We start from the raw sequence: 16,053 nt of genomic DNA, 5'->3' as shown, positions 1-16,053 counted from the left end.
ATGCGCTTCCGCCATCCCGACGGCTCCACCGTCCACCTCGCGTACTGCACCAACGTTCACCCCGCCGAGACCCTCGAAGGCGTGCGTGCCCAGCTGCGCGACCACTGCGAGCCGGTACGCAGACGGCTCGGGCGGGACCGTCTCGGCATCGGCCTCTGGCTGGCCAAGGACGCCGCCCGCGCGCTGATCAACGACCTCGCGGCGCTCCGCTCGCTGCGCGCCGAGCTCGATCACCGCGGCCTCGAAGTGGTCACCCTCAACGGCTTCCCCTACGAGGGCTTCGGGGCCCAAGAGGTCAAGTACCGCGTCTACACCCCGGACTGGACCGATCCCGAGCGGCTCGCCCACACCACGGACCTCGCCCGGCTGCTCGCCGCCCTGCTCCCCGACGACGTCACCGAAGGCACCATCTCCACCCTGCCGATCGCCTGGCGCACCCCGTACGCCGACGACCCCACGGCGGCCGGCACGGCACAGAAGGCACTGACCGCACTGGCCCAGCGCCTCGACGCCCTCGCCGAACTGAACGGCAAATCGATCAGGATCGGCCTCGAACCCGAACCGGGCTGCACCGTGGAGACGACCGCCGACGCCATCGGCCCCCTCACCGCGGTGGGTCACGACCGCATCGGCATCTGTGTCGACACCTGTCACCTCGCCACATCCTTCGAGGACCCGGACACCGCGCTCGACGCCCTGCACGCCGCCGGGGTCCCGGTCGCCAAGGCCCAGCTCTCCGCCGCCCTGCACGCCGAACACCCGCACCTGCCCGAGGTGCGCGCGGCACTGGGAGCCTTCGCCGAACCCCGCTTCCTCCACCAGACCCGCACGCTCACCTCCGCGGGCCTCCGCGGGACCGACGACCTCGACGAGGCGGTGTCCGGCGGCGGGCTCCCCGACAGCACGCCCTGGCGCTCCCACTTCCACGTCCCCCTGCACGCACCACCCGCACCCCCGCTCACCTCCACACTCCCCGTACTCCAGTCCGTGCTGAACCGGCTCGTCGGCGGGCCCGCGCCCCTCACCCGGCACCTGGAGGTCGAGACGTACACCTGGCAGGCCCTCCCCGCCGAACTGCGGCCGCGCACCCGTACCCAGCTCGCCGACGGCATCGCCGCCGAACTCACCCTCGCCCGCGACCTCCTCGTCGACCTCGGACTGAAGGAGCTGCCATGACCGGATCCGGCACCAGCACGCGTCCCACCCCCCTCCTCGTTCTCGACGTCGTCGGCCTCACCCCCCAACTGCTCCAGCACATGCCGAACCTCCGGGCCATGGCCGGAGCAGGCACGAAGGCCCCCCTCTCCACCGTCCTGCCCGCGGTCACCTGCGCCGCCCAGTCCACCTTCCTCACCGGTACCACCCCCTCCGAACACGGCATCGTCGCCAACGGGTGGTACTTCCGTGAGCTCGGCGACGTCCTCCTGTGGCGGCAGCACAACGGACTGGTCGCGGGGGACAAGCTGTGGGACGCCGCACGGCGCGCCCACCCCGGGTACACCGTCGCCAACATCTGCTGGTGGTACGCGATGGGCGCCGACACCGACTGGACCGTCACCCCGCGCCCCGTCTACTACGCCGACGGCCGCAAGGAACCCGACTGCTACACCAGGCCCCCGGCACTCCACGACGAGCTGACCGAGAAGCTCGGCACCTTCCCCCTCTTCCACTTCTGGGGCCCGGGAGCCGACCTCGTGTCCTCGCAGTGGATCATCGACGCCACTCGGCACATCCTCGCCACCCGCACCCCCGACCTGGCCCTCTGCTACCTCCCGCACCTCGACTACGACCTCCAGCGCTACGGGCCCGACGACCCCCGGTCCCACCGGGCCGCGGCCGACCTGGACCGCGCCGTGGCACCCCTGCTCGACGACGCCAGGGCCGAGGGGCGCACCGTCGTGGCCCTCTCCGAGTACGGCATCACCCGTGTCGACCGGCCCGTCGACATCAATCGCGCCCTGCGCCGCGCCGGTCTCCTGGAGGTCCACACCCAGGACGGAATGGAGTACCTCGACCCGATGGCCTCCCGTGCCTTCGCGGTCGCCGACCACCAGCTCGCCCACGTCTACGTACGCCGGCCCGAGGACCTCGAAGCGACCCGCGAAGCCCTCGCGGACCTGCCCGGCATCGCGGAACTCCTCGACGACGAGGGCAAGAAGGCCCACCACCTGGACCATCCCCGCTCCGGCGAGCTCGTGGCCCTGGCGGAGAAGGACGCCTGGTTCACGTACTACTACTGGCTCGACGACGACCGCGCGCCCGACTTCGCGCAGCTCGTCGAGATCCACCGCAAACCGGGCTACGACCCGGTGGAGCTCTTCATGGACCCGCAGGACCCCTACGTCCGGGTCAAGGCGGTCTCGGCGGTCGCCCGCAAGAAGCTCGGGATGCGCTACCGCATGGCGGTCGTCCCCCTGGATCCCTCACCCATCCGCGGCAGCCACGGCCGCCTCCCCACGAGCGACGACGAAGGTCCGCTCATCCTCTGCTCCACCCCCCACGCGTTCACCGGCCGAGTCCAGGCCACCGAAGTGAAGTCCTTGCTGCTCCAGCTTGCAGGACTGCACTGACAATCCGCCCGCCCGCACGTTCACAGGGAGATTCGTGATCATGAGCCGCACCCCGAAGGACCCCGAGCTCGCGCGCAGACTCAGCCGCCGCAACGTCCTGGGCGTCGCCGCAGGAGCCACGGCCGCGACCCTCCTCAGCGGCGCGGCCGCCCAGGCCGCCGGCCCGCACACGGGCCACGGGAACGAGCACGGCCACGGCAAGGGCCACGGCAAGGGCCGTGCCGTCCTGCCTCCCGGCCGCCTCGGCATCCAGCTGTACAGCCTCCGCGACAAGGTCTCCACCCTCGGCTTCGCCCCGGTGTTCGCCGAACTCGAGAAGTACGGATACGACGAGATCGAGTTCGCCGGATACACCCAGGGCTCTGCCGGCGCCATCACGCTCGCCCAGCTCAAGAGGCTGGCCAAGGACCACGGGCTGAACCCCATCGGCAGCCACGTCGGCTACTACGACGACAACAACCCGGGCGCCTACACCTTCGCGCAGAACCTCACCAAGGTCCTCGACGAGGCGCAGGCCCTCGGCCTCAAGCACATCGGCACGGCCTCCGGCCCCTTCCGCTACGGCTCCACGGTCGACGGCTGGAAGCGGGCCGCCGAGGACTTCAACACCTACGGCGCGGAGGCCCGCAAGCGCGGCATGAAGTTCTACCAGCACAACCACGCGGAGGAGTTCTCCTTCGCGACCGACAAGCCGAAGGTGCGCCTCTACGACGTCCTGCTCGCCGAGACGGACCCCGACCTGGTCTACCTGGAGATGGACATCTACTGGGCGTTCTGCGCCCAGTTCCGCTTCGGCAAGCGGGTGGACGGCACTCCGGCGCCCTTCAACCCCATCGACTACGTGCTCAAGCAGCCCGACCGCTACCCCCTCTTCCACGTCAAGGACGGCACCCGCAACGACGCCGCCCGGGACGGTTACGACATGACGGACGTCGGTGACGGCGACATCGACTACAAGAACTTCCTGAGCCGGGTCACCGCGCGCACGCACCGGGGCCGCACTTACCACCACTGGCAGACCGAGCACGACAACCCGGCCGAGTCGTTCGCCTTCGCCCGCAAGTCCAGCGAGCACCTGCACTCGCTCCGCGAGAGCCGCTGCGGGGACTGACAACTGACGGCACACGCGCGTGGGGCCCGGTTCCAGGAACCGGGCCCCACGCGCATGCCGCGGGCGTGCGATCAGTCGGTCTCCCGGATGATCGGCGCCGTCTGCGCCTTCACCAGTGGGTTGCCCCTCCGGTCGCGGCCGGGTGCCGCGAGGAACAGGGCGAGGAATCCCGCGAAGAACGAGATGCTGCCCGCCAGGATGAAGGCTCCGTTGAGCCCCCAGGCGTCCACGACCAGGAAGCCCATTCCCGCTCCGAGCCCGGAGACCAGCTTCGAGCTGTAGACCATGCCGTAGTTGGTGGCGTTGTTGTTCTCACCGAAGTAGTCGGCGGTCATCGCGGCGAACATCGGGAAGATGGCGCCACCGCCGAAGCCGGAGATCGCGGAGAAGAGCAGGAACAGGGGCAGGCTCTTCATCTCGGCCGACCAGATGATGCCGAACTGGGCGAGCCCGAGGATGACGCAGACGTAGAGCAGGCACTTCTTTCGGCCGTAGAGATCGGAGAGCCAGCCGATGACGCCGCGACCGGTGCCGTTGACGATCGCCTTGAGCGACATGGCGGTGGCCACGATCCCTGCGGCGAAGCCCGCGTCCTGGCCGATGTCCACCTGGAAGGCGATGCCGAAGATGTTCACGCCGGACGTACAGGCGAGACAGCACCACATCAGCGCCACACGGCCGGTCCTCCAGGCCTCGCCCGGGGAGTACTGCTTGATGGCCGGCGGGTTCTTCTCCAGCGCGCGTCGTGCCCGTGGGTCCTCGGGCGGGTTGAGCGGGTCGATCCCGGCCGGCCACCAGTTCTTCGGCGGGTCCCGGAAGAAGAAGCCGGCGCAGGCCACGAGCGCGGCGAGGAAGACGCCCGCGGAGACCAGGACCCACCTGAAGTTGGTGATGTCCATGAACCCGGTGAAGATGAAGACGAAGGGCACCGAACCGTAGGCGAAACCGCCGTTGACGAAGCCCGTCTTGCCGCCCCTGCGCTCCGGGTACCACTTGCCGACCATGTTGACGCAGGTGGCGTACACCATGCCGGCGCCCATGCCGGAGAACACACTGAAGCCGATGTACGCGAAGATCACGTGCGGCGCGTACGCCAGTGACAGGTAGCCGAGGAGGGTGCCCGTCGCTCCGAGCATCATCGCCCAGCGGGCCGGCAGCCTGCCGGTCTCCCGCAGCCGGCCCGCGGGCATGGCGACCGCGGCCTGGAAGAACACCCAGACGGTCATCATCCAGTAGATGTGACCGCTGTCCCAGTTGTGCGCGTGGTGCAGCGTGTCCTCCGCCGACGCGAAGGCGTACTCGGCCGAGCTGATGCCCATCATGCCGACCCACGGCAGGATGACCATCCACTTGCGCTTGCGGCCCATGATGTCGATGTCGCTCTCGCCGAGCCGGTAGGTCCGGCCGTTGGCGTCCGTCACCTCCCTGAAGGGGACGGATGTGGAGAGGTCTGTTGTCGTCATTGTCGATCGAACCCCTTGCGTGGAAGAAGTCTGGCCGGCGCCCCCTGCCCGTTCTCACTTCGCACGGGGGCCCGCGGCCGATCGGTGCGCCGCAGACCCCGTGGTTCGAGCCGTGTCATCAGGTCATCGGCCACCGCCCAGCAATCCGGCGGCCCTGGCCCACCTGTACTTCGCACCGAGTACCGCGACCGGCCTCTCCGTGGTGTACGGATACGCGACGACTCCCCGCTCGAACAGGTAGGCGCACGCCTCCTCGACCTCCGTGTCACCCGCCAGCGACGCCACCACGGGCTTCTCGATGCCGCGCGCCCGGAACTCCTCCACCACCCGGGCCGTCAGCTCGGCGAAGACCATCGGCGGGGTGACGATCGTGTGCCAGTAGCCCAGCACCAGGGCGTGGATCCGCGGGTCCTCCATCCCCAGCCGGATCGTCGCCTCGTACGTCGACGGCGGCTCACCGCCCGTGATGTCGATCGGGTTCCCGGCCGCCCCGAACGGCGGGATGAACGCCTTGAAAGCCGCGTCGAGGTCCGGCGGGATCTCCATCAGTGAGAGCCCGTTGTCGACGATCGCGTCGGACAGGAGCACCCCCGATCCGCCGGCCCCCGTGATGATCACGACGTTGTCACCCTTGGGCGCCGGCAGCACGGGCAGCGCACGCGCGTACTCCAGCATGTCGTTCAGACCCGGCGCCCGGATCACGCCCGCCTGCCGCAGGATGTCGTCGTACACGGCGTCGTCCCCGGCCAGCGCGCCCGTGTGGGAGCCCGCCGCCCTGGCACCCGCACTCGTGCGGCCCGCCTTGAGGACCACCACCGGCTTCTTCGGCACGGTGGCCCGTGCCGCCTCCACGAACGCCCGCCCGTCCTTGAGGTCCTCCAGGTGCATCGCGATGCACTTGGTGTTCGGGTCCTCGCCGAACCAGGTCAGCAGGTCGTCCTCGTCGATGTCGGACTTGTTGCCGAGCCCGACGATCGCCGAGACGCCCGTCCTCGTCGACCGCGCGAAGCCCAGGATCGCCATGCCGATGCCACCCGACTGGGAGGTCAGTGCCACCGGTCCCTTGACGTCGTACGGGGTGCAGAACGTGGCGCAGAGGTCCTGCCAGGTCGAGTAGTAGCCGTAGATGTTCGGCCCGAGCAGCCGTACCCCGTACCGCTCACCGACCGCCACGATCTCGTCCTGCAGGGCGTGTTCACCCGTCTCGGCGAAGCCGGACGGAATGAGCACGGCGTTGGGGATCCCCTGGCGGCCCACCTCCTCGAGTGCCGAAGCGACGAACTTGGCGGGGATCGCGAAGACCGCCACATCCACCTCACCGGGAACGTCGGTGACACTCTTGTACGCCTTGCGGCCGAGAATGTCATCGGCCTTGGGGTTCACCGGATGGATCTCGCCCGCGAACCCGCCGTCGATGAGGTTGCGCATCACCGAATTGCCGATCTTGCCCTGCTCGTTGGAGGCTCCGATGACGGCCACCGACCGCGGCTCCATCAGCCGGCGCATCGACACCAGGATCTCCTCCCGGCTGTACCGGCGCCGTGCCTTCACCTCCTCGGTCGTCAGCAGGATGCGGATGTCGGCGGCGACCGCGCCGTCCGGCGACGCGATGACGGGGTTGAGGTCCACCTCCGCGATCTCCGGGAAGTCCGTGACCAGTCGGGAGACCCGCCGGATCTGCTCCGCCAGCGCCCACCGGTCCACGGCCGGGGCACCGCGCACCCCCTTCAGGACCTCCGCGGCGCCGATCGAGTCCAGCATCGACCGCGCCTCGTCCGCCGTCACGGGCGCCAGCCGGAAGGTGATGTCCTTCAGCACCTCGACCAGGACACCGCCGAGGCCGAACGCCACCACCTTCCCGAACGTCGGGTCCGTGACCGCCCCCACGATGACCTCCTGGCCGGGCGGCACCAGTTGCTGCACCTGCACACCCTCGATCCGCGCGTCGGCAGCGTAGGCCCGAGCGTTCCGCACGATGGCGCAGAACGCCGCGCGTACCTCCTGTGCGCCCGACACCCCGACCACGACGCCGCCCGCATCCGTCTTGTGGAGGATGTCGGGGGAGACGATCTTGAGGACGACGGACCCGCCGAGCCGGTCGGCCAGCGCCACCGCCTCGTCGACGTCCCGGGCCAGGCCCTCGCCCGGCACCGTGATCCCGTAGGCGTCGGCGACGATCTTCCCCTCCGGGGCGGTGAGCGCGCTGCGCCCCTCGCCCCGGACGCGGTCGAGCAGCGCTTGGACGTGTTCCCGCTCCTGTGTCTCGACTGTTCCGGCCATGCTCAGATGACTCCGTTCGTCTTCAGCAGCCGCAGTTCCTCGTCGCCCAGGCCCAGCTCGCCGACGTAGACCTCCGCGTTGTGCTCTCCGAGCAGCGGGGAGGTGACGATGTCGACGGGGGAGTCGGACAGCTTCAGCGGGCTGCCGACGGTGGTGAAGGTGCCGCGCTCGGGATGTTCGACACGGACCACCATGTCGTTGGCGGCGAGGGACTCGTCCTCGACGATCTCCTTCGTGGAGAGGATCGGGCCGCACGGGATGTTGTGCGCGTTGAGCTGTTCCAGGACGTCCCACTTGGGGAGCGTCGACGACCATTCCTCGATCAGCTGGAACATCTTCCCCAGCTTCGGCAGCCGGGACTCCGGCGTCGCCCACTCGGGGTCCTCCGCCAGCTCCGGCCGGCCGATGAGCGCGGACAGGGGCTTCCAGCCGACCGGCTGCACGATGACGTACACGTAGTCGTTGGGTCCGCCCGGCGCGCACTTCACCGCCCAGCCCGGCTGCCCGCCGCCACTGGCGTTGCCGCTGCGCGGCACCTCGTCCGCGTCGGCCGTGTCCTGAGCGTTCGGGTACTCGGCGAGGGGACCGTGCTCCAGCCGCTGCTGGTCGCGCAGCTTGACCCGGCACAGGTTCAGCACCGCGTGCTGCATCGCCACGTTCACCCGCTGCCCGCGCCCGGTGTTCTCGCGCTGGAAGAGGGCTGCGAGGATGCCGGCGACCGCGTGGATCCCGGTGCCCGAGTCGCCGATCTGCGCGCCGGTGGCGAGCGGCGGCCCGTCGGCGAATCCGGTGGTGGACATCGAGCCGCCCATGGCCTGCGCGACCACCTCGTACGCCTTGAAGTTGGTGTACGGGCCTTCGCCGAAGCCCTTGATGGAGGCGTAGACGATCCGGGGGTTGATCTCCTGGATGCGTTCCCAGGTGAATCCCATGCGGTCGACGGCGCCGGGGCCGAAGTTCTCCACCATCACGTCGCTGCGGCGGATGAGCTCGGTGAGGATCTCCTTGCCGCGCTCGCTCTTGGTGTTGAGGGTGATGCTCCTCTTGTTGCAGTTGAGCATCGTGAAGTAGAGGGAGTCGACGTCGGGCAGATCACGCAACTGCTTGCGGGTGATGTCCCCGCCGGGCGCCTCCAGCTTGACCACGTCCGCACCGAGCCAGCCCAGAAGTTGGGTGGCGGAGGGACCGGACTGTACGTGCGTCATGTCGAGGACGCGCACGCCCTCAAGAGCTTTGGTCATGCCACGGCTCCTCTACTTGTACATGGTCTGGTTCATCGTTCCGGGGGCGTAGGCGTCCGGGTCGACCCAGACGTTGATGAGTGAGGGCAGCCCCGACTCACGGGCCCTGCGCAGCGCCGGTGCGATGTCGGCGGGGTCGCGCACCTCCTCGCCGTGACCACCGAGCATCTGGGCGAACTTGTCGTAGTGGACGTCCCCGAGGGTGTTGCCGATCCGCTCGCGCTCGTCGCCGTACTTGGCCTTCTGGCCGTAACGGATCTGGTTCATGGAGGAGTTGTTGCCGACGATGCCGACGAAGGGCAGGTTGTAGCGGACCAGGGTCTCGAAGTCCCATCCGGTGAGGGAGAACGCGCCGTCGCCGAACAGCGCCACGACCTCCTTGTCGGGCCTGGCCTGCTTGGCGGCCAGCACGAAGGGCACCCCGACCCCGAGGGTGCCGAGCGGTCCGGGGTCCATCCAGTGGCCGGGGGTCCGGGGCTGTACGACCTGCCCGGAGAACGTGACGATGTCGCCGCCGTCCCCTATGTAGACGGAGTCCTCGGTGAGGAAGTCGTTGATCTCGCTCACCAGCCGGTACGGGTGGATGGGGGAGGCGTCCGACTTCAACTGGGGCAGCCGCTTCTCGATCGCCGTCTGCTCGGCGGCGCGCAGCTCGTCCAACCACGCCTTGCGCAGGGCCGATCCACCGTTGAGCCGGCCGCTCGCGGCCTCCATGACGGCCTTCAGGACCACCGACGCGTCACCGACGATTCCGAGGTCCACATCGCGGTTCTTGCCCACGGTGCGGTAGTCGAGGTCGATCTGGACGACGGTGGCGTTCGGTGAGAGCCGCTTGCCGTATCCCATCCGGAAGTCGAAGGGGGTGCCCACGATCACGATGAGGTCGGCGTTGGAGAACGCGTAGCGCCGCGAGAGCTGGAAGTGGTGCGGGTCGCCGGGCGGCAGGGTGCCGCGGCCGGCGCCGTTCATGTACACGGGGATGTTGAGGGTCCGCACGAGCTCGGTGGCGGAGTCCGTGGCGCGCGTCGTCCAGACCTGACTGCCCAGCAGGATGGCGGGTTTCTCGGCGTGCACGAGCAGATCGGCGAGCTTCTCGATGTCGGCCGGGTCGCCGGCCGCCTTGGTGGACGCGCGGTAGCGGCCCTCCTCGGGGACCCGTGCCCTGGCCGCCGGCACCTTCGCGTCGAGCACGTCGCGCGGGATCTCCAGGAACGACGGCCCGGGTGCCCCGTGGTAACACTCCCGGAACGCCATCGACACCATGTCCGCAGCCCGCGCGGTGTCCGGAACGGTGGCCGCGAACTTGGTGATGGGCGTCATCATGTCGACGTGCGGCAGGTCCTGGAGCGAGCCCATCTTGTGCTGGGTGTGCGCTCCCTGGCCTCCGATCAGGAGCATCGGCGACTCCGCGCGGAAGGCGTTGGCGACGCCGGTGACCGCGTCGGTCGTACCCGGCCCGGCGGTGACGACGGCGCATCCGGGCTTCCCGGTGATCCGCGCGTAGCCGTCGGCGGCGTGGGCGGCGACCTGTTCGTGCCGTACGTCGACGACTTCGATGCCCTCGTCGACGCAGCCGTCGTAGATGTCGATGATGTGGCCGCCACAGAGGGTGTAGATGCGTTCCACCCCCTCCGCCTTGAGTGCCTTGGCGACCAAGTGCCCACCGGAGATGAGGTTCTGGTTGTCCTGGCTGTCCTCGGGCATGGCGATGTCCTGTCCCTTCGTAGGGGAGTGCGGGAGCCGCTCCGCCGCTCTCGCGGTACATTGCATACAGTCGACGAATACTGTATGAAGCTTGTTATCCCGCATCCGGTGGGTGGTGTCCAGGGGGCGTGCGGCACTTTCACAATCGGCACGATCGGGAGTGGCTATGGATCTGTACGAGCACCAGGCAAGGCAACTCTTCGCGGACCACGGCATCGCCGTCCCGGACGCCGAGGTCGTGGACCACGTGTCCGCGGTCCACGCGGCGGCGGCTCGGCTCGGGGGCCGCGTCGTCGTCAAGGCGCAGGTGAAAGTGGGCGGCCGGGGCAAGGCCGGCGGGGTGAAGGTCGCCGCGGACCCCGCGGCCGCCGTCGTCACCGCACGCCGGATCCTCGGAATGGACATCAAGGGCCACCCGGTGCGGACGGTGATGCTCGCTCAGCCCGTCGACATCGGGGAGGAGTTCTACGTCAGCTACGTCCTGGACCGGGCCGCCGGAACCTTCCTCGCCATCGCCTCGGCGGAGGGCGGCATGGACATCGAGGAGGTCGCCGCCTCCCGCCCCGAGGCGGTGACCCGCATCCCGGTCGACCCCGTCGAGGGGGTCACGGAGGCCAAGGCCGCGCAGATCGCCGAGGCGGCCTCGCTCCCGCCGGAGACCGCCCCCGTGATCCGGGCGCTGTGGCAGGTCGTCACGGAGGAGGACGCCCTGCTCGTCGAGGTCAACCCGCTGGTGCGCACCGCGGACGGCCGGATCCTCGCCCTGGACGGCAAGGTCACCCTCGACGACAACGCGGCCTTCCGGCAGTCCCGTCGGGACGCGGACACCGGGGACCCGTACGGTGACCCGCTGGAGGCGGCGGCCGCCGACAGGGGACTGAACTACGTCAAGCTCGACGGCGAGGTCGGCATCATCGGCAACGGCGCGGGGCTCGTCATGTCCACCCTGGACGTGGTCGCCGGCTGCGGGGCCCGCCCGGCCAACTTCCTCGACATCGGGGGAGGCGCCTCGGCCCGCGTCATGGCGGACGGTCTCACCGTCATCCTCTCCGACCCCGCGGTGAAGTCCGTGTTCGTCAACGTGTTCGGCGGCATCACGGCCTGTGACGCGGTCGCCGACGGCATCGTCCAGGCCCTGGACTCCGTCCAGCTGACGAAACCCCTGGTCGTCCGCCTGGACGGCAACAACGCCGCGCGCGGCCGGGCGATTCTCGAGGATCGTGCCCACCCGATGGTCCAGCAGGTCACCACGATGGACGGCGCAGCCGACCGAGCAGCCCGACTGGCCCTGGGAGGGCACTGACCATGGCAATCTTCCTCAGCAAGGAGAGCAAGGTCCTCGTCCAGGGCATGACCGGCGCGGAGGGCATGAAGCACACCCGGCGGATGCTCGCTGCGGGCACGCAGGTCGTCGGCGGCGTGAACCCGCGCAAGGCGGGACGCACCGTGGACCTCGACGACCGTACGATCCCCGTCTTCGGCTCCGTGCGCGACGCCATGGAAGCCACCGGCGCCGACGTCACCGTCGTCTTCGTCCCGCCGCCGTTCACCAGGACGGCCGTCGTCGAGGCGGCGGACGCAGGCATCGGTCTGGCCGTGGTCATCACCGAAGGCATCCCCGTCCACGACGCCGTGGCCTTCCACGCCCACGCCCGGGCGCGCGGCACACGCGTCCTCGGACCCAACTGCCCCGGGTTGATCAGTCCGGGCCGGTCCAACGCCGGCATCATCCCGGCCGACATCGCGACGAAGCCCGGGCGCATCGGCCTGGTCTCCAAGTCGGGAACGCTCACCTACCAGTTGATGCACGAACTGCGCGAGACGGGCTTCTCGACGGCGGTGGGCATCGGCGGGGACCCGGTCATCGGTACGACGCACATCGACTGCCTCACGGCGTTCGAGAACGACCCGGACACCGAACTGATCGTCCTCATCGGCGAGATCGGCGGTGACGCCGAGGAACGCGCCGCGGCGCACATCGCCCGGCACATCACCAAGCCGGTCGTCGGCTACATCGCGGGTTTCACGGCCCCCGAGGGCAAGACGATGGGCCACGCCGGAGCGATCGTCTCGGGCTCCTCGGGCACGGCCGCGGCGAAGAAGGAGGCGCTCGAGGCCGTGGGCGTCGCGGTGGGTGCCACCCCGACCGAAACGGCCCGGCTGGCACAGAAGCGCCTGCGCGGCTGAGGACGTACCGGCCCCGTGCGCACGGCCTCACCCGTCCGGCGTTCAAGAACCGGGGCCCCGGTTTCGAGAAGGGGCGGGCAGGGGAAAGTCCGCCGCGGGCGCCCGACCCGCCCCCGACCCGCCCCCGCGTGCCCGCGCTCCGCGCGGCACGCGCCCCCACCCGCATCACTACGCCCCGCACCGCGTCTTCCCCCGCACCTCAGAGCGGAGATCTCATGACACCCTCATCTCCAGCCACGAACCTCGTCCTCAAGCCGGGAACGGCATGGCAGGACGTCTGGCGTCGCTGCCTCGCCGTCGCCCCCGAGGCATTCCAGGACGACCGTGTCCGCAACCTCTGGGCCGCCGCCTGGCACTCCGACGGCCGTACCCTCCCCGCCACCAGCCCCATCGACGGCACTCCGGTCACCGGCCCGCCCCGCCTGGACGCGGCCACCGCCGGGCAAGCCGTACGGGCATCCCTCGACCAGCACCGCGCCTGGCGCCACATCCCGCTCCCCGAGCGCCGCGCCCGTGTGTCCGCCACCCTCGACGCCCTCACCGGGCACCGCGAACTCCTCGCCCTCCTGCTGGTCCGGGAGATCGGAAAGCCCTGGCGCCTCGCCCTGGCCGACGTGGACCGCGCCATCGACGGCGTCCGCTGGTACGTCGACCACAGCGACCGCCTGCTCGCCGGCCGCACCCCTCTCGCAGGCCCCGTCTCGAACATCGCCAGCTGGAACTACCCCATGTCCGTGCTGGTCCACGCGATGCTCGTGCAAGCCCTGGCCGGCAACGCCGTGATCGCCAAGACCCCCACCGACGGCGGCGTCTCCTGCCTCACCCTGGCCTGCGCGCTCGCCGCCCGCGAGGGTGTCCCCCTGACCCTCCTCAGCGGCAGCGGCAGCGAACTGTCCGAGCCCCTCGTCCGGTCGGCCGAGATCGGCTGCGTCTCCTTCGTCGGAGGCAGGGACACCGGCGCCCGGATCGCCACCGCCGTCGCCGACCTCGGCAAACGGCACATCCTCGAACAGGAGGGCCTCAACACCTGGGGCATCTGGAACCACACGGACTGGCCCTCCCTCACCGCCGTCATCCCGAAGCTCTTCGACTACGGCAAGCAGCGCTGCACCGCCTACCCCCGCTTCGTCGTCCAGCGCACCCTCTTCGCGGACTTCCTGGCGGCCTACCTCCCCGCCGTGCGCTCGCTCCGCACCGGGCACCCCCTCGCGGTGGAGCACCCCTCGGACCCGCTGCCCGACCTGGACTTCGGCCCCCTGATCAACGCCACCAAGGCCAAGGAACTCCACGACCAGGTGACCGAGGCGATCGACCGCGGTGCCGTCCCCCTCCACCAGGGATCCGCGTCGGACGCCCGCTTTCTCCCCGGCCAGGACACCAGCGCCTATCTCCAGCCGGTCACCCTCCTGAACCCGCCCCCCTCCTCACCGCTCCACCACGCGGAACCCTTCGGCCCGGTCGACACGATCGTCCTGGTCGACACCGAGGCCGAACTCCTCGCCGCCATGAACGCGTCGAACGGCGCGCTGGTCGCGACCCTCTCCACCGACGACCCGGAGACGTACGAGCGGCTCGCCCCGCAGATCCGCGCCTTCAAGACCGGTCACGGCAAGCCGCGTTCGCGCGGAGACCGCGAGGAGCTCTTCGGAGGCTTCGGTGCCTCGTGGCGCGGCGCCTTCGTGGGGGGCGAGCTGCTCATCCGGGCCGTGACCGACGGCCCCGGAGAAGCGAGGCTGCCGGGCAACTTCCCGGACTACCACCTCATGCCCTAGCGGCGCCGCTCACGCGATCCCCTGCCGGTCCGGGCGCAGCGCGAACGCCCGCCCGGCAGTCCCGGGCACCGTGCGCTCCACCGCTTCCACCAGGAGCGCACGGTGCCTGAGCAGCGGCCTTCGCCGCTCCTCGGCGGCGAGCAGGAGCAGATCGTCGAGCCCGGCCAGCAGCCGGCGCGTGACCTGAGGACTCCCGGCCGCGCACCACCGGATCTCCTCGAACGCCAGATCGACGAGGTCCGTCCACCCCGGAACCTCCTGGACGAGCCGGACGTCTCCCCGGCGGTCGCGGTGGTGCAGCGTGGCGAGTGGCAGTGCGACGGCGACGGAGAGGAGCTGCACGATCCGGTCGAGGCACTGCACCGCGGTGGTCGGATCGTGCACGGACGGCGACAGGGCACGCAGCGCGATGTCCACCAACTGCCGCAGGCCGAAGGCCGGATCCTGGTGCAGGGAGCGCTCGACCCCGACCGACAGGGTGTGTCCGAGCGAGCGCGGGGGCGGGGCTGCCCCGCCGTGCACGGCGAATACCGGTGTGCCCGGCACGACGAAGTCCCCGACCCGGGGCACCAGTCGAAGCACCACCCCGTGCCGTCGGGCCGAGCGCACCAGCCGCGCCACCGCCACGTCCCGCAGCACCCCCGCCCGCCCCTCGCGCAGGACGTGCACCGCGGCTGGCTCCGGTGACTGCTCGTCCGCCGCCCCTCCCGGCTGCTGCCGTGCGAGCGAGTGCAGCGTCTCGCGGGTGATGTGGTCGAGGACGGGCCCGACCTGCATGAGCCGCAGGGTGGACGAGACGTAGGCGACGAACAGCAGCAGGCTGAGACCGACCAGGCCGAGAGTCAGCAGGCTCTGCAACAGGGGTGCCGACGTCACACGCCGGGGATCCGGCTCAGCCCCGCCCTCGTACGAGGTCAGCACGAGCAGCGAGAACGCGAAGGTCGCCAGGAACACCGCCAGCGTGAGCTTGCTGATCCTGCTCCGCACGAAGATCCGGACCACGCGCGGGGTGAGCTGCCCGCTCGCCATCTGCACGGCCACCAGCGAGATGCTGAACACCACACCGATGAAGGTCATCATGGCCGCGCTGACGGTGGTGACGATCGTCCGGGCGTCCACGGCGAAGGAGAGGAGCTCGTCGAGTTCCGCGTACGCCCCCTCCGCCTTCAGATGCGCGACGATCCTGGTGTCCAGATCCGAGAGGACCCACCAGAGGACGAAGACGCACAGCAGCCCGGCGGTCGGCGCGAACCAGAACGTGTCGCGCAGCCGCTCGCGCAGGGAGGTCAGCGCGGGGGGCGGCCGGTGGACGCGCTCGCTCCCGCCGCTCGGGACGTTCTTGCCACTCATGCCCGCGAAGGTAGCCCGGTGCGACTCCGCGTACGCGCCACGCCACGGTGCGTACGCGCGTCGACGTCAGGTGTGCCCGACCTTGCCTGCGCCGCACTGACCACCGAAAACGCAGGTGAGAGGCACCCCGAACCCCTGGTATTGTTTTCTTTGTCGCCACGGGGAGGACCCCGGGACGACAGACACCTTGTCCGGGTGGCGGAATGGCAGACGCGCTAGCTTGAGGTGCTAGTGCCCTTTATCGGGCGTGGGGGTTCAAGTCCCCCCTCGGACACCAGCGAAGACCCCAGTGCACCTGGGGTCTTTTCGCGTTTCCGGGGCCCTCGCCGCCACCGCCCGCATCACGATCCGGTCTCTTCCCTTCCTCGGGTACTT

General features: G+C 70.1%; 11 protein-coding genes and 1 tRNA gene. 7 read left to right on the top strand and 5 right to left on the bottom strand.

Translation table 11 applies throughout. The features are described from left to right. From eboE to JOC24_RS15900, 3 genes are read left to right on the top strand one after another with little or no spacing between them, the layout of a single operon-like run. Entirely contained in the window at nucleotides 1–1,176 is a 1,176-nt protein-coding gene (eboE, locus tag JOC24_RS15910; RefSeq protein ID WP_205020947.1) for a metabolite traffic protein EboE, read from the top strand. Then, the gene (locus JOC24_RS15905) at nucleotides 1,173–2,570 is read left to right on the top strand and encodes a nucleotide pyrophosphatase/phosphodiesterase family protein (protein WP_205020946.1); all 1,398 of its coding nucleotides are present in this window, start codon (nucleotides 1,173–1,175) and stop codon (nucleotides 2,568–2,570) included. Before eboE ends, JOC24_RS15905 begins: the two co-directional genes overlap by 4 nt. A 40-nt stretch (nucleotides 2,571–2,610) precedes the next feature. Then, entirely contained in the window at nucleotides 2,611–3,681 is a 1,071-nt protein-coding gene (locus tag JOC24_RS15900; RefSeq protein ID WP_205020945.1) for a sugar phosphate isomerase/epimerase family protein, read from the top strand. A 71-nt stretch (nucleotides 3,682–3,752) separates the two neighbouring features. On the opposite strand, the gene JOC24_RS15895 is transcribed toward JOC24_RS15900, so the two are convergent. The 4 genes from JOC24_RS15895 to JOC24_RS15880 all read right to left on the bottom strand — a co-directional run bounded on the left by JOC24_RS15895 (nucleotide 3,753) and on the right by JOC24_RS15880 (nucleotide 10,369). Then, nucleotides 3,753–5,144 (bottom strand): OFA family MFS transporter, encoded by a 1,392-nt coding sequence (locus tag JOC24_RS15895; RefSeq protein WP_205020944.1) that lies wholly within the window; start codon nucleotides 5,142–5,144, stop codon nucleotides 3,753–3,755. A gap of 123 nt (nucleotides 5,145–5,267) precedes the next feature. Then, nucleotides 5,268–7,424, bottom strand: a complete 2,157-nt coding sequence (locus JOC24_RS15890; protein WP_205020943.1) for an acetate--CoA ligase family protein — start codon at nucleotides 7,422–7,424, stop codon at nucleotides 5,268–5,270. 2 nt (nucleotides 7,425–7,426) lie between these two features. Further along, nucleotides 7,427–8,665: a formyl-CoA transferase gene (gene frc, locus JOC24_RS15885; protein WP_205020942.1), complete on the bottom strand. Its 1,239-nt coding sequence runs from the start codon at nucleotides 8,663–8,665 to the stop codon at nucleotides 7,427–7,429. Nucleotides 8,666–8,677: 12 nt separating this feature from the next. After that, nucleotides 8,678–10,369 carry a thiamine pyrophosphate-binding protein gene (locus JOC24_RS15880; protein WP_205020941.1) on the bottom strand — a complete coding sequence of 564 codons (1,692 nt, stop codon included), beginning with the start codon at nucleotides 10,367–10,369 and terminating at the stop codon, nucleotides 8,678–8,680. A gap of 166 nt (nucleotides 10,370–10,535) precedes the next feature. On the opposite strand from JOC24_RS15880, the gene sucC reads away from it, so the two are divergent. The 3 genes from sucC (at nucleotide 10,536) to JOC24_RS15865 (ending at nucleotide 14,328) form a co-directional block, all read left to right on the top strand. Continuing rightward, entirely contained in the window at nucleotides 10,536–11,672 is a 1,137-nt protein-coding gene (gene sucC, locus JOC24_RS15875; protein ID WP_205020940.1) for an ADP-forming succinate--CoA ligase subunit beta, read from the top strand. A 2-nt stretch (nucleotides 11,673–11,674) separates the two neighbouring features. Then, on the top strand, nucleotides 11,675–12,556 hold the full coding sequence (gene sucD / locus JOC24_RS15870; RefSeq protein WP_205020939.1) for a succinate--CoA ligase subunit alpha: 882 nt from the start codon (nucleotides 11,675–11,677) through the stop codon (nucleotides 12,554–12,556). A gap of 215 nt (nucleotides 12,557–12,771) precedes the next feature. After that, a complete protein-coding gene (locus tag JOC24_RS15865; protein ID WP_205020938.1) occupies nucleotides 12,772–14,328 on the top strand; it encodes an aldehyde dehydrogenase family protein in 1,557 nt (518 codons plus the stop codon). A gap of 9 nt (nucleotides 14,329–14,337) precedes the next feature. Here the strand turns inward: JOC24_RS15865 and JOC24_RS15860 are convergent, their stop codons facing one another. After that, nucleotides 14,338–15,678 (bottom strand): DUF2254 domain-containing protein, encoded by a 1,341-nt coding sequence (locus JOC24_RS15860; RefSeq protein WP_205020937.1) that lies wholly within the window; start codon nucleotides 15,676–15,678, stop codon nucleotides 14,338–14,340. 189 nt (nucleotides 15,679–15,867) lie between these two features. On the opposite strand from JOC24_RS15860, the gene JOC24_RS15855 reads away from it, so the two are divergent. Further along, a tRNA-Leu gene (locus tag JOC24_RS15855) sits at nucleotides 15,868–15,955 on the top strand. Nucleotides 15,956–16,053: the final 98 nt, after the last annotated feature.

It is taken from the genome of Streptomyces sp. HB132, from assembly GCF_016909575.1.
Taxonomy (GTDB): domain Bacteria; phylum Actinomycetota; class Actinomycetes; order Streptomycetales; family Streptomycetaceae; genus Streptomyces.
This window is presented reverse-complemented; position numbering and strand designations above follow the sequence as displayed.